The sequence below is a fragment of the Pseudoalteromonas sp. Isolate3 genome (assembly GCF_022398505.1).
GTDB classification, from domain to species: domain Bacteria; phylum Pseudomonadota; class Gammaproteobacteria; order Enterobacterales; family Alteromonadaceae; genus Pseudoalteromonas; species Pseudoalteromonas apostichopi.
In genome coordinates, this window is the sequence record NZ_JAKEVN010000081.1 from 1 (window position 1) to 19,940 (window position 19,940).

Annotated in this window: 18 protein-coding genes; 15 read left to right on the top strand and 3 right to left on the bottom strand. The window is 41.3% G+C overall.

From position 1 onward, the window contains the following. From L1D46_RS14550 to tcdA, 7 genes are all read left to right on the top strand, one after another. Positions 1-1,395: DNA internalization-related competence protein ComEC/Rec2 (locus tag L1D46_RS14550; protein WP_239977749.1), on the top strand; the 1,395-nt coding region annotated here is incomplete at its 5' end. A 59-nt stretch (positions 1,396-1,454) separates the two neighbouring features. Continuing rightward, entirely contained in the window at positions 1,455-3,197 is a 1,743-nt protein-coding gene (gene msbA / locus L1D46_RS14555; protein ID WP_239977750.1) for a lipid A export permease/ATP-binding protein MsbA, read from the top strand. Continuing rightward, on the top strand, positions 3,197-4,174 hold the full coding sequence (gene lpxK / locus L1D46_RS14560) for a tetraacyldisaccharide 4'-kinase (RefSeq protein ID WP_167657598.1): 978 nt from the start codon (positions 3,197-3,199) through the stop codon (positions 4,172-4,174). The genes msbA and lpxK overlap by 1 nt, the downstream gene beginning before the upstream one ends. Beyond that, entirely contained in the window at positions 4,164-4,361 is a 198-nt protein-coding gene (locus tag L1D46_RS14565; protein ID WP_036968654.1) for a Trm112 family protein, read from the top strand. Before lpxK ends, L1D46_RS14565 begins: the two co-directional genes overlap by 11 nt. Next, positions 4,349-5,104, top strand: coding sequence for a 3-deoxy-manno-octulosonate cytidylyltransferase (gene kdsB, locus L1D46_RS14570; RefSeq protein ID WP_130051411.1), 756 nt, complete (start codon positions 4,349-4,351; stop codon positions 5,102-5,104). The genes L1D46_RS14565 and kdsB overlap by 13 nt, the downstream gene beginning before the upstream one ends. Before the next feature lie 3 nt (positions 5,105-5,107). Then, positions 5,108-5,782, top strand: a complete 675-nt coding sequence (locus L1D46_RS14575; protein ID WP_239977751.1) for a TIGR01621 family pseudouridine synthase — start codon at positions 5,108-5,110, stop codon at positions 5,780-5,782. Continuing rightward, positions 5,783-6,577: a tRNA cyclic N6-threonylcarbamoyladenosine(37) synthase TcdA gene (tcdA, locus tag L1D46_RS14580; protein WP_130051413.1), complete on the top strand. Its 795-nt coding sequence runs from the start codon at positions 5,783-5,785 to the stop codon at positions 6,575-6,577. A 3-nt stretch (positions 6,578-6,580) separates the two neighbouring features. Here the strand turns inward: tcdA and L1D46_RS14585 are convergent, their stop codons facing one another. The 3 genes from L1D46_RS14585 to L1D46_RS14595 form a co-directional block, all read right to left on the bottom strand. Further along, positions 6,581-6,994, bottom strand: a complete 414-nt coding sequence (locus L1D46_RS14585; RefSeq protein ID WP_130051414.1) for a SufE family protein — start codon at positions 6,992-6,994, stop codon at positions 6,581-6,583. A gap of 13 nt (positions 6,995-7,007) precedes the next feature. Continuing rightward, complete coding sequence (locus L1D46_RS14590) at positions 7,008-8,222, bottom strand: SufS family cysteine desulfurase (protein ID WP_239977752.1); 1,215 nt, start codon at positions 8,220-8,222, stop codon at positions 7,008-7,010. A gap of 111 nt (positions 8,223-8,333) precedes the next feature. After that, positions 8,334-9,620 (bottom strand): citrate synthase, encoded by a 1,287-nt coding sequence (locus tag L1D46_RS14595; protein ID WP_054551373.1) that lies wholly within the window; start codon positions 9,618-9,620, stop codon positions 8,334-8,336. A 409-nt stretch (positions 9,621-10,029) separates the two neighbouring features. On the opposite strand from L1D46_RS14595, the gene sdhC reads away from it, so the two are divergent. The 8 genes from sdhC (at position 10,030) to sucD (ending at position 19,868) form a co-directional block, all read left to right on the top strand. Next, positions 10,030-10,407: a succinate dehydrogenase, cytochrome b556 subunit gene (sdhC, locus tag L1D46_RS14600; RefSeq protein WP_082401567.1), complete on the top strand. Its 378-nt coding sequence runs from the start codon at positions 10,030-10,032 to the stop codon at positions 10,405-10,407. Beyond that, positions 10,398-10,745 carry a succinate dehydrogenase, hydrophobic membrane anchor protein gene (gene sdhD / locus L1D46_RS14605; protein WP_130051416.1) on the top strand — a complete coding sequence of 116 codons (348 nt, stop codon included), beginning with the start codon at positions 10,398-10,400 and terminating at the stop codon, positions 10,743-10,745. The genes sdhC and sdhD overlap by 10 nt, the downstream gene beginning before the upstream one ends. Further along, positions 10,746-12,518 (top strand): succinate dehydrogenase flavoprotein subunit, encoded by a 1,773-nt coding sequence (gene sdhA, locus L1D46_RS14610; RefSeq protein ID WP_130051417.1) that lies wholly within the window; start codon positions 10,746-10,748, stop codon positions 12,516-12,518. A 10-nt stretch (positions 12,519-12,528) separates the two neighbouring features. Next, positions 12,529-13,245 carry a succinate dehydrogenase iron-sulfur subunit gene (locus L1D46_RS14615; RefSeq protein ID WP_054551369.1) on the top strand — a complete coding sequence of 239 codons (717 nt, stop codon included), beginning with the start codon at positions 12,529-12,531 and terminating at the stop codon, positions 13,243-13,245. A gap of 84 nt (positions 13,246-13,329) precedes the next feature. After that, complete coding sequence (locus L1D46_RS14620) at positions 13,330-16,149, top strand: 2-oxoglutarate dehydrogenase E1 component (RefSeq protein ID WP_130051418.1); 2,820 nt, start codon at positions 13,330-13,332, stop codon at positions 16,147-16,149. A 3-nt stretch (positions 16,150-16,152) separates the two neighbouring features. Then, positions 16,153-17,652 carry a 2-oxoglutarate dehydrogenase complex dihydrolipoyllysine-residue succinyltransferase gene (odhB, locus tag L1D46_RS14625; protein WP_239977753.1) on the top strand — a complete coding sequence of 500 codons (1,500 nt, stop codon included), beginning with the start codon at positions 16,153-16,155 and terminating at the stop codon, positions 17,650-17,652. Positions 17,653-17,829: 177 nt separating this feature from the next. Continuing rightward, entirely contained in the window at positions 17,830-18,996 is a 1,167-nt protein-coding gene (gene sucC, locus L1D46_RS14630) for an ADP-forming succinate--CoA ligase subunit beta (protein WP_054551366.1), read from the top strand. Beyond that, positions 18,996-19,868 (top strand): succinate--CoA ligase subunit alpha, encoded by an 873-nt coding sequence (gene sucD, locus L1D46_RS14635; protein WP_130051420.1) that lies wholly within the window; start codon positions 18,996-18,998, stop codon positions 19,866-19,868. Before sucC ends, sucD begins: the two co-directional genes overlap by 1 nt. Positions 19,869-19,940: the final 72 nt, after the last annotated feature.

The window sequence follows — 19,940 nt, forward strand, 5'->3', positions numbered from 1 at the left end:
GTCTACCTCAGCGGTTTCATTGTCTCTGCCAGTCGTGCACTTGTAATGCTTGGGTGTTATTTGGTTATTTATAATTTGGGTAAAAATCCGCTGCGTTGGCGCTCAATTCTTTATGCTTTATGTATCGTATTGTTGATAGATCCATTTTCAATGTTGAACCCTGGGCTCTATTTTAGTTTTATAGCGGTAACAATAATATTTTTATTAACTAGAAATACACTAGATGTAAGACTTGGATTCTTAAACAGGTTTGTTCAACTCTTCCAGATTCAGTGTGCTTTGTTTATCGGGTTACTTCCCTTATCTCTTTATTATTTCAATGGCACGAGCATTATCGGCTTATTGATAAATCTTATTGCCGTACCTTTAGTCGGTTTACTGATATTACCACTGCTGATTTTTTATAGCTTGCTTTCGAGTCTATTCGATATTACAAGTTTATTGTCTTTAGTAGACAGTGTATTGTATTTGAGTTATCAATTGTTGCTCTCTATTCCCCATGATTGGCGCTGGTTTCCTTTCAATGAGTTTGATTTTTCATTATTAGTCATTAGTTACAGCACATTGCTTATTTTGTTATTTTGTCCAAACAAGTACGTTTGTTTAATACCCATTTGTATTTATGCCGTTGATTTCAAGTTACAGCCCAAAGCTCAATTTCAGTTAGACGTGTTTGATGTGGGGCATGGTTTAATGGTGATGGTGAGTGCCAATAACAAAGCCATTATCTATGATTTAGGGCCTCAGTATTTTGGCCGCTACGATTATATTCGCCGAGTATTACTTCAAAGCATTCGTAAACAACAACTCTCTGTTGTTGCAACCGTGATCAGTCATTTAGATAACGACCATTCTGGCGGCTTAGCTAGTTGGCAATTAGCAGGCTATGCAGAGACTTTAAGCACATTCCATCCTAAAGGGCTTGAAGAGGCGTGTAAAACAAACAGTCTCATACTCGAAGGGGTCAAAATTAATAGTTTTCATGCCGACGACAGTAGAGATAATCGAAACGATCTGTCATGTTTATTAAAAATAACGCGTTTAAACTATTCAGTGTTACTTACGGGCGATATTTCGACAGCTGCAGAAACCAAGCTTATTGAAAATGGTGTCGACCTGCAATCGACTGTTTTATTGAGCCCACACCATGGTAGTAATACCTCTTCAAGTAATAGATTTATAAATGCTGTAGAGCCTGAAGTGGTTATCCATTCATCTGCTTACCAAGGACAATGGTTATTTCCTCAGCCAGATGTTGTAAAACGATACAATGAGCACCATATACGACAGTTCTCAACTGCAGAACTTGGCCATATTCGTATAAAATTCTATGAAGATAATTATCGTATAGAGTTTGCGCGCGAGCAGGAAAGTTATTGGTTCGAACAAGATTGACGTTTTGTTTTTACCCCCTTAAGGCTACAATAGTCAAAGTCTATGAATAAGAGAGTGTTATGGATCAAACTACATCCCAAATCTACAAGCGATTAATCAGTTATGTGGGTGATTATAAGTTAATCGCGTTTTTCGCCATTGTGGGCATGATTGGTTATTCTGCCATGGATGCATTGTTTATCAATTTAATGAAACCGTTCATTGATGATGGTTTAAATGACCGTAACACGGATGTTTTAACTTACGCTCCCTTTGTTGTAATTGCATTGGTATTAGGTCGAGGCATGTTTAACTACATGTCGTCTTACTGTTTAAGCTATGTGGGCTCTCAAGTTGTGAGAACCCTGCGCCAGCAATTATTTGAACATATTTTACATCTGCCAGTTTCTTTTCATGATAAAAATTCGAACGGTGATTTAATATCTAAAATCACCTTTGATACCGAGCAAGTTCAACAAGCCATTACTAAAGCCTTATTAATTGTTGTTAGAGAAGGGGTGTTTGTCGTCTTTTTACTTTTCAATATGTTTTATACCAGTTGGAAGCTTTCACTGATATTTTTAGTCATTATTCCGCTGGTGGCTGTTATTGTCGCATTTGTGTCAAAACGATTTCGTATGATTTCGAAAAAAATCCAGTCTGCAATGGGTCAAGTCACTCGCAGCTCAGAACAAATGCTATCTGGTCATAAAGTTATTCATGGTTTTGGTGGTCAGCAGCAAGAAATCTCACAGTTTTCTGCAATCAACAATCATAACCGTCAGCAGCGCATTAAAATGGACGCGACCAAAGCATTAAGTGTCTCCGTAATCCAAATTTTAGCTGCAAGCGCGATGGCGGTTATTCTATGGGTCGTGTCTATGCCGTCAATGATTGATACCATCAGTTCTGGCGACTTCGTATTACTTATTTCATCAATGATGATGTTGTTACGTCCACTTAAGCAACTATCAAACGTAAATAGTGACTTACAACGTGGTATTTCAGCAGCGCAAAGTATCTTTTTAGTACTTGATGAAGAAGTAGAAAAAGACACTGGCAGTTACAGCGTTGATAAAGTAACTGGTAAAATTGAAGTAAACAATGTGACCTTTAAATACCCAACTAAAGATGAGCCTGTATTAAAGAATTTATCACTTTCGATTAATGCTGGCGAAAGTATTGCTTTAGTGGGTCGTTCAGGCTCTGGTAAATCGACCATTTCGAATTTATTACCACGTTATTATGAGCTTGAAGGTGACAGTGAAATTTTGCTTGATGGTGTCAACATCGCTGATTACAAACTGACAGACCTACGTAAGCAATTTGCACTGGTTTCACAGCAAGTGGTTTTATTTAACGACACTATTACGAATAATATTTGTTATGGACTCGAGCGCGAATTAACAAACGATGAGTTAATGGCAGTTGCTAAGCAAGCCCATGTCTGGGAGTTCGTTAAAGATTTACCTGATGGTTTAAATACCATGGTAGGTGAAAACGGCGTAATGTTATCAGGCGGTCAACGTCAGCGAATTGCAATCGCGCGTGCAATTTTAAAAGATGCTCCTATTTTAATTCTTGATGAGGCGACATCTGCTCTCGATACAGAGTCTGAAAAACTGATCCAGCAAGCACTTGATAGCTTAATGAAAGAAAAAACATCGATTGTGATAGCACACCGTTTATCAACAATAGAAAACAGTGATTGTATTTATGTAATCGACCATGGTCAGGTTATCGAAAAGGGCACGCATAGCGAGCTGCTTGAAAAAGACGGCACCTATTCCGCTTTATGTAAAATGCAGTTTGGTGAGCAGTAGTGAGTGTTATTGAAAAAAGCTGGTATAAAAAGCCAGGTTTACTCAGTGTTTTGTTGTTTCCTTTGAGTGCGCTTTTTTGGCTTATCTCTACACTTCGTGCCTTGCTTTATAAGCTTAATATACTTAAGGCTTTTAAAGCGCGTGTTCCTATAATAGTCGTCGGCAACATTAGTGTCGGTGGCAATGGCAAAACGCCATTTGTTATTTGGCTTGCTGAATACTTACAACAGCAAGGTTTAAAAGTGGCAGTGATCAGCCGTGGCTATGGTGGTCAGTCTGATTCGTATCCGTTGTTAGTGACTGATGAAACAACTACAACACAAGCAGGTGACGAACCTGTGCTTATTAAACGACGCTTAGGCTGTGTTGTTATGGTAGGACCGGATCGACAAGCTAGCATTAAAAAATTAGAACAACATGATATCGATGTCATCATTTCTGATGACGGAATGCAGCATTATAAAATGGCGCGTGATATTGAGTGTTGTATTGTTGATAGTGAACGTCAATTTGGTAACGGACTGCTCATGCCAGCAGGTCCGCTTCGCGAAACAAAAGCGCGTTTAAAATCGGTTGATCTAGTAATTGAAAATGGTGGCGACGCACAGAGCCGCTATGATTTAACGTGTAGTCCGTTTAGAGCCGTTAGCAATGCAGAACCGATCGGTTCAGTACAAGATAAAGGCCATGCCGTAAGTGCTATTGGTAACCCAAAACGCTTTGAAATGAGTTTAAAGCAGCAGGGTATTAGCTTGTTATCTACCCATCATTTTCGTGATCATTATGCTTATCAAGCAAGTGACTTTAGCGATTTTGCAGATGACGCCGTGTTTATGACAGAAAAAGATGCAGTTAAATGCTTTAGTTTTGCAAAGCCTAATTGGTATTATTTACCTGTTGATGCAAAACCGACACCTGCAGTTATCGAAAAACTTAATTTATTATTAAAACAAAAAGGGATCCTCAATGGCCTTTGATACAAAATTACTTGAAATTATCGCTTGCCCAGTGTGCAAAGGTAAATTACGTCTTGATAAAGAGAATCAAGAGCTTATTAGCACTGCTGCGAAACTTGCGTATCCAATCAAAGATGATATTCCGGTGCTACTAGAAAATGAAGCTCGTGAATTAAGCCAAGAAGAGGTTGATAAGTGGAATTCGTAGTCGTCATTCCAGCACGCTACGCATCGACGCGTTTACCTGGTAAACCACTTGCTGATATATGTGGCAAGCCTATGATCCAACACGTTTATGAAAAAGCGGTTGCTTCCGGTGCATCAAAAGTCTATATCGCGACTGACCATCAAATAGTGTTTGATGCAGTTAAAGAGTTTACCAGTAATGTACTGATGACACGTGAAGATCACCAATCGGGCACTGAGCGTTTAGCTGAGGTCGTTGAGCAATTAGAGCTAGAGAGTGACACCATTGTAGTGAACGTACAAGGTGATGAGCCTTTATTAGCAAGTGAAAACGTATCTCAAGTTGCTAAGCTTCTTGCTGATTCGGATGCACCTATGGCTACATTAAGTACAAGTATCGATGAGATTGAAGATATTTTTAATCCTAATTGTGTAAAAGTCATTAGCGATGTGGATAACAACGCCCTGTATTTTTCTCGATCGCCAATTCCCTATCACCGTGATGCGATGATGAAAAATGATCACTCTCAATTAAATTTAGCTGATTTTGCTCGTCACATTGGTCTTTATGCCTATCGCGCAGGCTTCATCAAAGATTATATTGAGTTGCCGCAAACGCGTTTAGAGCTTCTAGAGTCTTTAGAACAGTTACGTGTACTTTACCATGGTCACAAGATTAAAATCGCTAAGGCAAAATGCGCTCCACAAGCAGGCGTTGATACCCCTGAAGATTTGGCTCGCGTCATAGCTGTGCTTGGCAATTAAATAATGCATGATGTAAACAGCGTTCATCTTCATGCAAGTGAAGATGATTTCCATGTCTTTTATAAACCTGCAGGTGTTAGCTTTCACAGTGAAGAATGTGCTGGTTTTGTTGTACTTGCTGAGCAACTGGTAAATGAAAAGCTATATCCAGTTCATAGACTCGATAAAGTTACTTCAGGTTTGATTATTTTAGCCCGTAGCAAAGAAGCAGCAGCTGAATTCACCGCGCTGTTTAGTGCTCATAAAGTTAACAAGTTTTATCTAGCACTCAGTGATGCTAAACCAAAGAAAAAACAAGGCTGGATAAAAGGTGACATGCAGAAAAGTCGTCGAGGGGCATTTAAGTTATTAAAGAGTCAAACTAACCCTGCTATAACAAGATTTTACTCAAAAAGTATTCGAGCAGGATTACGTGCTTATTTGTTAAAACCATTTTCTGGCAAGACTCATCAACTAAGGGTGGCGATGAAAAGTTTAGGTGCACCTATACTCGGCGATACACTCTACGCAGGAAGCAAGGATGAACGAACAAATTTGCATGCCTATGCACTACAGTTTAGTTATAAAGAGCAACTTAAAGTATATCGCTGCGATTACACTTTAGGCGCTCATCTCAATGAAGTTTTTAACTCAGACGAATTCAAAGAGTGGACAGCTCCTTGGACGTTGGATTGGTAAATGAAAGAAACAACACAAGACATCCGTTTTGGTGGCATTAAACGTTTATATGGTCATCAGCAATTTGATTGGTTACAACAAGCACATTTTTGTGTCATAGGTATTGGGGGCGTAGGTAGTTGGGCCGCTGAAGCGTTGGCTCGAACGGGTGTAGGGCAACTAACTCTCATTGACCTTGATGATATATGTGCTACGAATGTGAATCGTCAAATTCATGCTTTAACTGGTACGGTAGGTGAGGCAAAAGTTGAAGCCATGAAAACACGTTGTGAGCTGATAAACCCTGATATCAAAATTAACGTTATTGATGACTTCATTACGCTAGATAACATTCGTGAACATATTCAAGGTTTTGATTATGTAATTGACTGTATTGATGCTGTTAAAGAAAAAGCGGCGCTAATTGCTCATTGTAAACGTATAAAGTTACCCGTTATTACTACCGGTGGTGCAGGTGGGCAAACTGATCCAAGTCAAATCAGCTTTGGTGATGTAGCTAAAACTACTCATGACCCTTTGCTAGCAAAAGTACGTTATATTCTTCGAAAACAGTACAACTTTAGTAGCAATCCAAAGCGTAAATTTAACGTTGATTGTGTTTATTCAACAGAGCAGCTTGTATATCCAACCTCTGAAGGTGAGGTATGCCAAGCAAAACAAGGTGCAGATGGCTCAATGAATATGGATTGTAACAATGGTTTTGGCTCAGCCACGATGGTAACTGGAAGCTTTGGCTTTTTTGTTGCAGCCAAAGCAATTAGAAAGTACCTTGATAAAAAACAGCGTAATGTATAAGACTTATCGTTTTTGGTCGGCCATGGTTTGAATTCTATCAACCATGGCTTTGATGCCATTACCTCGAGAAGGGCTTAAATGGCTAATTAGACCGAGTCGTTCAAACTCATCATATGCATTAATTTGTGCTGCTTGCTCCGGTGTTAGACCATTGTATAAGGCTAAAATCAAAGCCAATAACCCCTTTACGATACGAGTATCAGAGTCACCAGCTAAAACGAGGCTGTTTTCTGAGTGATCAAAGTCAATATATAGCCAAACTTTACTTTCACACCCCTTAACGAGCGCGTCATCAACTTTTAGTACCTCAGGCATAATAGGTAATTGCTTACCTAACAGCATTATTTGGCGATACTTTTGCTGCCAGCCTGCAGCCGTTTCAATATCTTTACTAATGGCTTCAAACGTTGAATTCATATTTTATCCACAATTAATCTAATATTTCGATACTACTTCTAACGGCACTGATAAATGCATCTACGTCATCTTTATTGTTATATAACGCAAAACTGGCTCGTACTGTACCAGGAATACCTAAGTGGCTCATTATAGGTTGTGTACAATGGTGACCACTGCGAACTGCAACGCCAAACCCATCAAGTAGGGTGGCTAAATCAAACGGATGTTCATCGCGATAATTAAAGCTGATGTTACCAATGTTATCTCTTTGGTTTGAATAGATTTTTATACCATCGATAGTAGCCAATTTATTTATTGCATAATCGAAAACTGTATGCTCATGTTGACGCATCTGCTGAAAATCTAAAGATGTTAAATAATTAATGGCTTCAGCAAAGGCAATTACACCAGCAATATTTGGAGTGCCGGCTTCAAATTTACCTGGCGCCTCTCGAAAAGTGCTATGAGTAAGGCTCACTGCTTCAATCATTTCACCACCGGTCTGGTAAACGTCAAGCGAATTTAGTAGCTCAAAACGTCCATATAGACCACCTAATCCTGTTGGTCCGAGCATTTTATGGGCAGAAAATACATAAAAATCACAGGAAATTTCTTGTAAGTTAGGACGTAAATGCATAGCAGCCTGTGCACCATCAACTACAGAAATCGCATTTGAGGCTTTACATGCTGCAAGGATAGGTCCTAAATCAGTAATATTTCCTAATGTATTTGATGCATGGGTAACAGCGACAATTTTTGGCTGATGCAGTTTTATAAAGTCACTGCAATGAGCACTATCAATGACCAAATCATCTTCAATAGGCATAATAATAAGCTCTGCGCCGGTACGCTGTGCTAGTTGTTGCCAAGGGACTATATTGGCGTGATGTTCAATAGCAGATAGGGCAATTTTATCGCCAGGATTAAGCCTCGAAGCCAGACCATTTGCGATTAAATTAATCGATTCGGTTGCCCCTTTGGTCCACACTATCTCATTATTTTTTACTGAAAAATAATCTGCAAGTAGCGTTCTTGTATGCTCATATTGGCGTGTCGCGTTTTCACTGAGTGTATGGCGGCCGCGGTGCACATTGGCGTTCTCGTGGCTATAAAAACGGCTAAGTGCATTAATAACTGCCTGTGGCTTTTGTGAGGTAGCCGCTGAGTCTAAATACACCAAAGGCTGCTCATTGACTGTTTCATTCAGTATTGGAAAGTCAGCACGTATTTTTGTGATATCGAACATGAAAGGCCTTAAGCTACAAGAATGCGACGATTTTAATTACTTTGTACAAATAGACAAGTGCAGGGCAACAAAAAAGGCCGCAAAGCGGCCTTTTTTAAACGCAAATTCGTATTAACGCTTGTCTGTTGGTACGTAATCGCGTGAAGTTTCACCAGTATATAACTGACGAGGACGGCTGATCTTGTGACCAGGTTGAGAAAGCATCTCATCCCAGTGAGAGATCCAACCAACAGTGCGTGACATTGCAAAGATTACAGTGAACATGCTTGTTGGAATACCGATTGCTTTTAAGATGATACCTGAGTAGAAATCTACGTTAGGGTAAAGTTTCTTCTCAACGAAGTATGGGTCTTCAAGTGCGATTTGCTCAAGCTTCATAGCGATATCAAGAAGTGGATCTTGAATGTTTAGCTCAGCAAGTACTTCGTGACACGTTTGACGCATTACAGTCGCACGTGGGTCGAAGTTTTTGTATACACGGTGACCAAAGCCCATAAGACGGAAAGGATCAGATTTGTCTTTCGCTTTAGCAACGTACTCGTCGATACGGTCAACAGAACCGATTTCTTCTAACATGTTAAGACATGCTTCGTTAGCACCACCGTGCGCAGGACCCCATAAAGATGCGATACCAGCAGCGATACACGCGTAAGGGTTAGCACCTGAAGAACCTGCTAAACGAACAGTTGACGTAGACGCGTTTTGCTCATGGTCAGCGTGAAGCATGAAGATTTTGTCCATTGCTTTAGCAAGAACAGGGCTTACTTTGTATTCTTCAGCTGGTACTGAGAACATCATGTGTAAGAAGTTTTCAGCGAAGCTTAAGTCGTTACGTGGGTAAACAAACGGTTGGCCTACGTTGTATTTGTAAGCCATCGCAGCGATAGTTGGTAATTTAGCAACTAGCTTGATTGCGCTTGTTTTACGTTGTGTTGCATCTGTGATGTCTAAATCTTCGTGGTAGAAAGAAGAAAGAGCACCTACAACACCACAAAGCATTGCCATTGGGTGAGCGTCAAAGCGGAAACCTTGGAAGAAGTTTGCAATTTTAGTATCAAGCATTGTGTTGTGCGTGATTTCTTGAGCAAACGCTTCGTATTGTTCTTTAGTAGGTAACTCGCCGTTTAATAGTAAGTAGCAAAGCTCGATGTAGTTTGATTCATCAGCTAATTGCTCGATTGGGTAACCACGGTGTAATAAAACACCTTTGCCGCCATCGATGTAAGTGATTGAAGATTCACAAGAACCGGTCGACATGAAACCTGGGTCGTAAGTGAAGTGGCCGTGAGAACCTAACGTACGTACGTCGATTACGTCTTGGCCAGCAGTGCCTTGGTAAATTGGAAGTTCGATTGGATCAAGACCATCAATATGGACCGTGGCTTTCTTATCCGCCATCTATTTATCTCCTATTAAGATAACAACTCTGATTGTTATGTTCTGAATCTGTTTAAGCACATTCTTTTCATTTTAACGTGAAAGAGGGGTGTAAAGTCAATTTTTATAAACATTATGCACAAATGGATAATAAATATTCTACCAGGATTAAATATTATACTATTGGCTAATTCGCAAACGTCTCTTACTAAACAAGAATTGTAAAAAGACCATTGGCTATATATACTATCCAAGGTTTTATACCGTATTGTCTGTAGGTAAACTTTATTTTTACATTTGAGTTTTGCATCAGTGTGAACTTTTTGTGTATCAACACGGTTTACTTAGATAGTTCCATCGAAATTCATTTTGATGGGTTTTAGAAAAACAAGTAGATGAGCTCCTAAGTGGGCAAGATGGGCAAGTAACTGTGAAAAAGCAAAGACCTGTAAATCTAGATCTAACAACTATATCTATGCCGGCAACGGCTAAAGCATCAATTTTTCACCGCGTCACCGGTGTTGCATTATTTTTTGCTTTAACGTTTGTCATTTGGGCTTGGTCTGAGTCTCTTTCTTCTGCAGAAGGTTTTGAATTCGTCAAGGGTCTGTTCAGCGGATTCATTGCCAAATTCATAGCATGGGGCACCATTTCTGTATTGGCGTATCACTTAATCGGTGGTATCCGCCATATCATTATGGACATGGGTCACTGGGAAGAACTTGAATCAGGTAACTTCAGCGCTAAAGTTGCATTAGCTTTAGGTGTTGTAGCTGCAATTCTAGCAGGAGTGTGGATATGGTTTTAAATCAAGCAACTCTTAAACGTGATGGTGTACAAGATTTCGTATCACTACGTGCAACTGCATTAATAATCAGCGCTTACGCGATTTTTATTATCGGTTATTTTTTATGTACGCCAGAAGTCACTTTCGAAGCCTGGCAGGGCCTATTCTCTAACCTAGCAATGAAAGGGTTTACCTTAATTACCCTAGTTTGCATCATGGTTCACACCCGTATCGGCCTTTGGCAAGTTCTTACGGACTATGTCAAAAACGCTAAATTACGTGCTGTTTTAGGCTTTGTATTAAACCTTATGGCTGTTGCTTACGTAGCAATTGGTCTAATCGTTTTATGGGGTGTTTAAGTGAATTATTCTGTTCGTGAATTTGACGCTGTAGTGATTGGTGCCGGTGGTGCGGGTATGCGCGCAGCACTAGCTATCACTGAATCAGGCAAAACCTGTGCACTTATCTCAAAAGTTTTCCCTACACGTTCTCACACTGTGTCTGCACAGGGTGGTATTACGGTTGCTCTGGGTAACTCACATGAAGATAACTGGGAATGGCACATGTACGATACTGTTAAAGGTTCCGATTTTATCGGTGACCAAGACGCTATCGAATATATGTGTAAAACAGGTCCTGAAGCTATTACTGAATTAGAAAACATGGGTTTACCATTTTCTCGTTTTGAAAATGGCCGTGTTTATCAACGTCCTTTCGGCGGTCAGTCGAAAAACTTTGGTGGTGAACAGGCTGCACGTACTGCAGCAGCAGCTGACCGTACTGGTCACGCGCTATTACACTGTTTATACCAACAGAACGTTAAAAACAAAACAAACGTATTCTCTGAGTGGTACGCACTTGATTTAGTTAAAAATAGCGACGGTCACGTTGTTGGTTGTACAGCAATCGACATCGAATCTGGCGAAGTTGTTTACTTCAAATCGAAAGCTGTTGTTTTAGCAACAGGCGGTGCAGGCCGTATCTACGCATCTACAACGAATGCACACATCAATACTGGTGACGGTGTTGGTATGGCTACACGTGCTGGTGTTGCAATGCAAGATATGGAAATGTGGCAGTTCCACCCAACAGGTATTGCTGGCGCTGGTGTACTTGTAACTGAAGGTTGTCGTGGTGAAGGTGGTTACCTTCTAAACAAAGACGGCGAACGCTTCATGGAACGTTATGCGCCAAATGCTAAAGACTTAGCGTCTCGTGACGTTGTTGCTCGTTCAATGATGACTGAGATCCGTGAAGGTCGTGGTTGCGATGGTCCTTACGGTCCACATATCAAGCTTAAGCTTGACCACTTAGGTGAAGAGACACTTAACCTACGTCTTCCTGGCGTATGTGACCTTGCGAAAACATTCGCACACGTTGATCCAGCTAAAGAGCCAATCCCAGTTATCCCAACATGTCACTACATGATGGGTGGTGTTCCAACTAACGTTAATGGTCAAGCATTACAAATCGATGCAAATGGCCAAGAAAAAGTAGTTGAAGGTTTATTCGCTGTTGGTGAAATTGCTTGTGTATCTGTACACGGTGCTAACCGTCTAGGTGGTAACTCACTACTTGACTTAGTTGTATTCGGCCGTGCAGCCGGTAACTTCTTAGGTAAGTACCTTAACGGCGTTGAAGCTGGTAAAGATGCGTCTGAGTCTGACCTTGAAGCATCTCTTGCACGCTTTAATCGTTGGGAAAACTCTAAAGTTGGCCAAGGTGAAGACCCAGTTCAAATCAAGAAAGATCTACAAATGTGTATGCAACTTAACTTCTCGGTATTCCGTGAAGGTGATGCAATGGCAACAGGTCTTAAAGAGCTTAAAGAAATTCGTGAACGTCTTCAGTACGCTCGTCTTGACGACAAGTCAACTGAATTCAACACAGCACGTATCGAATGTCTAGAGCTAGATAACTTGATGGAAACAGCTTACTCAACAGCAGTAGCTGCGAACTTCCGCACAGAAAGCCGTGGTGCACACTCTCGTTTTGACTTCCCAGATCGCGATGACGACAACTGGTTATGTCACTCTATCTATAACCCAGTTACAGATGAAATGACAAAACGTGAAGTAAACTACGCGCCGAAACTGCGTGAAGCTTTCCCACCTAAAGCACGTACATACTAGGAGCGAGACGATGGCACAAGTACAATTTTCGGTTTATCGTTACAATCCAGATGTTGATAATGCACCACGTATGCAAGACTTCTCGCTAGAAACGCAAGAAGGCCAAGATATGATGGTATTGGATGCTCTTATGCAATTAAAAGAGCAAGATCCAACATTATCATTCCGTCGTTCATGCCGTGAAGGTGTGTGTGGTTCTGACGGTATCAACATGAATGGTAAAAACGGTTTAGCGTGTATTACACCTTTATCAACGCTACTAAAAGGTGGCAAAGGTAAAATCGTAATTCGTCCTTTACCAGGTTTACCAGTGGTACGTGACCTTGTTATTGACATGAGTCAGTTCTACACTCAATACGAAAAAGTTAAGCCTTATCTAATCAACGACACGCCTGCGGCGGGTGAGCGTCTTCAGTCAATCGAAGAACGTGATAAGTTAGATGGCTTATATGAGTGTATCTTATGTGCATGTTGTTCAACATCGTGTCCTTCGTTCTGGTGGAATCCAGACAAGTTCATCGGTCCTGCGGGTCTTCTTCATGCTTATCGTTTCTTGGCTGATAGCCGCGATACAGCAACTGAAGAGCGTCTTGCAGACCTAGACGATGCGTTCAGCGTGTTCCGTTGTCACAGTATCATGAACTGTGTTAGCGTGTGTCCAAAAGGTCTTAACCCGACCAAAGCAATTGGACAAATCAAATCAATGCTATTGAACCGCGCTGTTTAAAGCTTGAATATGTAAGGTGGTTAAGTGATTAACCACCTTGTTTTTACAACAATTAATTTCTGCGCTAAAGAAAAGGGCTTATAAATGCACGAAGGTGTGATGAAGGCATGGCTAGAATCTTCTCACTTAAACGGCGGTAACGTTGCTTACGTAGAAGAGCTTTATGAAGCGTACTTAGATGATGCGACTTCTGTGCCAGAAGAATGGCGAGAAGTGTTCGAACAATTACCAAAAGTTGATGGTGTGGATGTTGACGTAAAACATTCAGATGTTCGTGCACAATTTGCACAGCTTGCTAAAAACAAGCATAGAGAAGTAGTGGTAGCAGAGGGTGGCTCTGGCGATCCTAAACAGGTCAAAGTGCTACAACTTATTAATGCTTTCCGTTTCCGTGGTCACCAAAATGCCAACCTAGATCCGTTAGGTATCTGGGAACGCGAGCGAGTTCGAGATCTTGAACTTGAATACCACGATTTATCTGAAGCTGATTTTGACCGTGAATTCAATGTGGGTTCGTTTGCTGTCGGTCGCGAAACCATGCCATTAGGTGAGCTATATCAAGCACTCAAAACGACTTATTGTGGGTCGGTTGGTGCTGAGTATATGCACATCACTTCAACTGAAGAAAAGCGTTGGTTACAACAACGTTTAGAATCAGTGCAATCACGTCCAAAGTTCTCTAAAGAAGAAAAGCTACGTATCCTTAAAGGATTAACAGCTGCAGATGGCCTTGAAAAATATTTAGGGGCTAAGTTCCCTGGTGCAAAACGTTTCTCACTTGAAGGTGGTGACGCATTAGTACCAATGCTTAAAGAACTAATTCATCGTGCAGGTGAAAGCGGACAAAAAGAAGCTGTTATTGGTATGGCTCACCGCGGTCGCTTGAACGTACTAGTGAACGTATTAGGTAAAAACCCATCAGAATTATTCGATGAGTTCGCTGGTAAACACAAAGACACATTAAGCTCAGGTGATGTTAAATATCACATGGGTTATTCATCTGACTTTGCAACTAAGGGTGGCAACGTGCACATGGCACTTGCATTTAACCCGTCTCACTTAGAAATCGTTAATCCAGTGGTTATGGGTTCGGTACGTGCTCGTTTAGACCGTCTAGGTGATAAGTCAGGTATTAAAGCATTACCGATTACTATTCACGGTGACTCTGCAATCGCAGGTCAGGGTGTTGTTCAAGAAACATTTAACTTATCGCAAACTAATGCATTTAGTTGTGGTGGTAGTATTCGCATCGTTGTAAATAACCAAGTAGGTTTCACAACGTCTAAACAGTCTGATGTACGTTCTACACCTTACTGTACTGATATTGCGAAAATGGTTCAGGCACCAATTTTCCACGTTAACTCTGACGATCCTGAAGCGGTAGCATTTGTCACTCAAATCGCGCTAGATTTCAGAAACCAGTTTAAACGTGATGTAGTGATTGATTTAGTATGTTATCGCCGTCATGGTCATAACGAAGCGGATGAGCCGAATGCGACTCAACCACTTATGTACCAAAAAATCAAAAAGCATCCAGTACCTCGTCTAATTTACGCAGATCAATTAGTTGCTGAAGGTTCATTCTCAGAAAATGAAGTAAAAGCACTTGCTGATGATTACCGTAACGGTCTAGATAAAGGCAACTGTGTTGTTGAAGAAATTCAACTAGAAACATCGCACTCTTCTGATTGGGCTAAGTTTGTTGGTCACGATTGGGATGTTGAGTACGATGCAACAGTATCTGTTGAAAAGTTAAAAGAGCTTGGTAAAAAAGTAGCAAGTTTCCCAGAAAGCCATAAAGCTCAGTCGCGTGTTAATAAAATCTACGACGACCGTAAGTTGATGGCTACAGGTGAAAAACCACTTGATTGGGGTATGGCTGAAACACTTGCTTATGCAACGCTTGTTGATGCGGGTACAGATATCCGTTTAACTGGTCAAGACTCTGGCCGTGGTACATTCTTCCACCGTCATGCGGTTATCCATAATCAAAAAGATGCATCAACATACTTACCGCTGCAAAATATCAGTGAAAATCAAGGTGCATTTGAAGTTTACGATTCAGTTCTTTCTGAAGAAGCTGTTCTTGCGTTTGAATATGGTTATGCTACAGCTGAACCTACTTCACTTGTAATGTGGGAAGCACAATTTGGTGATTTCGCGAATGGCGCACAAGTTGTATTTGACCAATTCTTAAGTTCAGGTGAGCAGAAGTGGGGTCGTTTATGTGGTCTTACATGTTTACTTCCACATGGTTATGAAGGTCAAGGTCCAGAGCATAGCTCGGCACGTCTAGAACGTTTCTTACAGTTGTGTGCTGATCACAATATGCAAGTATGTGTTCCTTCAACACCTGCACAAGTCTATGCAATGCTTCGTCGTCAATCTGTTCGTCCTTTACGCCGTCCATTGATTGTTATGACGCCTAAGTCGCTACTTCGTCACCCGCTGGCAACATCTTCACTTGAAGAGTTATCAGAAGGTGTGTTCCACAATATGATTGACGAAATCGATGATATTGCAGCAGATAAAGTAGAACGCGTTGTATTTTGTAGTGGTAAAGTTTACTACGAGCTACTACAAGAGCGTCGTAAGCAAGAATTAAATAACATTGCTATTGTTCGTGTAGAACAACTATATCCATTCCCACATGCTGAGATGGATACAATCATGCAGCGTTACCAACACGTTAAAGATTTTGTTTGGTGTCAAGAAGAACCGCAAAACCAAGGTGCATGGTATTGTTCTCAACACCACTTCGTTGATGCAATTCCAGCCGGTGCTAAATTAACTTACGCAGGTCGTAAAGCATCAGCATCACCAGCGTGTGGTTACATGTCAGTGCATAATAAAGAACAACAAGCGCTCGTTGCAGATGCGCTTACTATTGAAAAGAAAGGATAAGCAATGAGCACAGAAATTAAAGTTCCTGTACTTCCTGAGTCGGTTGCTGATGCTACTGTTGCAACATGGCACGTAAGTGTTGGCGACAAAGTAAGCCGCGACCAAAACTTAGTAGATATCGAAACAGATAAAGTTGTTTTAGAAGTTGTTGCACCAAATGACGGTGTAATCACTGAAATTTCACAAGAAGAAGGTGCAACAGTACTTGGCGAACAAGTAATTGCATTACTTGGTGATGCAGATGCTGCACCAGCAAGTGACGAATCTGCACCAGCTAAATCAGAAGACGCGCCAGCGGCGCAATCAGCACCAGCATCAGAAGGTAAAGAAGTGGACATTAAAGTACCTGTACTTCCAGAATCAGTCGCAGACGCGACAATTGCTACTTGGCACGTTCAACCAGGTGAAGCGGTAACTCGCGATCAAAACCTTGTTGACATCGAAACTGATAAAGTTGTTCTTGAAGTTGTTGCTCAAGAAGACGGCATCATGGGTGAGCACATTCACGCTGAAGGCGAAACAGTACTTGGTGAGCAAGTAATTGGTAAAGTTAAAGCGGGTGCAGCACCTGCAGCGCCAGCAGCTAAAGCTGAAGAAGCGCCAGCAAGCGATTCAAATGATAGCTCTGACGTATTAACGCCGTCAGTACGTCGTTTAATTGCTGAGAAAGGCCTTGATGCATCAAAAATCAAAGGTTCTGGTAAAAATGGTCGTGTAACAAAAGAAGATGTTGATAAGTTCTTAAAAGCACCTGCAGCAGCACCTAAAGCTGAAGCAGCAGCACCAGCAGCACCTATGGGTGACCGTACACAAAAACGTGTTCCTATGACTCGTTTACGTAAAACAATCGCTAATCGTCTTCTTGAAGCGAAAAACTCAACTGCAATGTTAACGACATTCAACGAAGTTAACATGAAGCCAATCATGGATCTTCGTAAGCAGTACCAAGAAGTTTTTGAAAAACGTCACGGTATTCGTTTAGGTTTCATGTCTTTCTATGTGAAAGCCGTTACTGAAGCACTTAAGCGTTTCCCTGAAGTAAATGCGTCTATTGATGGTGATGATATTGTTTATCACAACTACTTCGACATCAGCATCGCGGTTTCTACACCACGTGGTCTTGTTACACCAGTACTTAAAGACTGTGACAAGCTTTCTGTTGCTGAAATCGAAAAAGGTATCCGTGAGCTAGCGCTTAAAGGTCGTGACGGTAAATTATCAATTGATGACATGACTGGTGGTAACTTCACTATCACTAACGGTGGTGTATTCGGTTCATTACTATCTACACCAATCATCAACTTACCACAGTCTTCAATCTTAGGTATGCACAAAATCCAAGAGCGTCCAATGGCTGTAAATGGTAAAGTTGAAATCTTACCAATGATGTACTTGGCGTTATCTTATGATCACCGCCAAATCGATGGTAAAGAATCTGTAGGTTTCTTAGTAACAATTAAAGAGTTACTTGAAGATCCGACTCGTTTACTACTAGATGTTTAATCTGGTTGTATGAAAACTAAGCTGTGAACCTTGTTCACAGCTTTTTTTTTGCGCCTTTGGTCTAACTGGGGTTTTCATGTGGAGCCTTGGGATTTATACTAAGTGCGCAATTTGGGATAGCTGTTTATTTTGCATAAATATTCAGCTCTTTTAGTATAAAAAATTGGATAAAGCATCATGAATTTGCATGAGTATCAGGCAAAACAACTTTTTGCCGAATATGGTTTACCAGTTTCTCAAGGTTTCGCTTGCGATACACCTGAAGAAGCTGCAGCAGCTGCTGAGAAAATCGGCGGTGATATGTGGGTTGTTAAAACACAGGTTCACGCAGGTGGCCGTGGTAAAGCTGGCGGTGTTAAGCTAGTTAAAACAATCGACGAAGTTAAAGAGTTCGCTGCGAACTGGTTAGGTAAAAACTTAGTTACTTACCAAACAGACGAAAATGGTCAGCCAGTAGCTAAAATCCTTGTAGAAAGCTGCACTGACATCGCTAACGAATTATACCTTGGCGCTGTAGTAGATCGTGCTTCTCGTAAAGTTGTTTTCATGGCATCTACTGAAGGTGGTGTTGAAATCGAGCAAGTTGCAGAAGAAACTCCAGAACTAATTCACAAAGCTGAGATCGATCCACTAGTTGGTCCTCAAGCTTACCAAGCTCGTGAGTTAGGCTTCAAACTAGGTTTAAACCCTACTCAAATGAAACAGTTCGTTAAGATCTTCATGGGTCTTGCTAACATGTTCAACGATTTCGATTTCGCACTATTAGAAATCAACCCGCTAGTAATCACAGACGAAGGTAACCTTCACTGTCTAGACGGTAAAATCGGTGTAGATGGTAACGCGCTTTACCGTCAACCTAAAATCCGTGAAATGCACGATCCTTCACAAGAAGACGCGCGTGAAGCTCACGCTGCAAGCTTCGAGCTTAACTACGTTGCACTAGACGGTAACGTAGGCTGTATGGTTAACGGTGCAGGCCTAGCGATGGGTACTATGGATATCGTAAACCTACACGGTGGCAAGCCAGCTAACTTCCTAGATGTTGGTGGCGGTGCAACTAAAGAGCGTGTTTCTGAAGCATTCAAGATCATCTTATCTGACGACAACGTTAAAGCTGTTTTAGTTAACATCTTTGGTGGTATCGTACGTTGTGACATGATCGCAGAAGGTATCATCGGCGCAGTTAAAGAAGTGGGTGTAAACGTTCCTGTAGTAGTTCGTTTAGAAGGTACTAACGCTGAACTAGGTCGTGAAGTACTAGCTAGTTCTGACCTTAACATCATCGCTGCTGAATCACTAACAGACGCAGCTGAAAAAGTTGTTGCTGCTGCGGAGGGCAAATAATGTCTGTATTAATCAATAAAGATACAAAAGTTATCTGTCAAGGTTTCACTGGTGGCCAAGGTACTTTCCACTCAGAGCAAGCGCTTGAGTACGGTACACAAATGGTTGGTGGTGTAAGCCCAGGTAAAGGCGGTCAAACGCATCTTGGTCTTCCAGTATTCAACACAGTACGTGACGCTGTTGAAGCAACTGGCGCAACTGCATCAGTTATCTACGTACCAGCACCTTTCTGTAAAGATGCAATCTTAGAAGCAATCGATGCTGGCATCGAGCTTATCGTTTGTATCACTGAAGGTATCCCTACACTAGACATGGTTGACGTTAAAGTTAAGCTTGATGAAACTGGTGTTCGTATGATCGGTCCTAACTGCCCAGGTGTTATCACTCCTGGTGAAACTAAGATTGGTATCATGCCTGGTCACATCCACAAGCCTGGTAAAGTAGGTATCGTATCACGTTCTGGTACGCTTACTTATGAAGCGGTTAAACAAACTACTGATGCTGGTTTCGGCCAATCAACATGTGTTGGTATCGGTGGTGACCCTATCCCTGGCACTAACTTCATCGACGTTTTAGAAATGTTCGAAAAAGACGAGCAAACTGAAGCTATCGTTATGATCGGTGAAATCGGTGGTACTGCAGAAGAAGAAGCTGCAGAATACATCAAGCACAACGTGACTAAACCTGTTGTTTCTTACATCGCTGGTGTTACTGCACCTGCAGGTAAGCGTATGGGTCACGCTGGTGCAATCATCGCAGGCGGTAAAGGTACTGCTGATGAAAAATTTGCTGCATTAGAAGCTGCTGGCGTAAAAACTGTACGTTCACTAGCTGATATCGGTGCTGCACTTAAAGAGAAAACAGGCTGGTAATCAGTTTATAATCTCTTAAGAAAGGCTCGCTTATGCGGGCCTTTTTTGTATTTGCTTCTTTTTAATTTATGG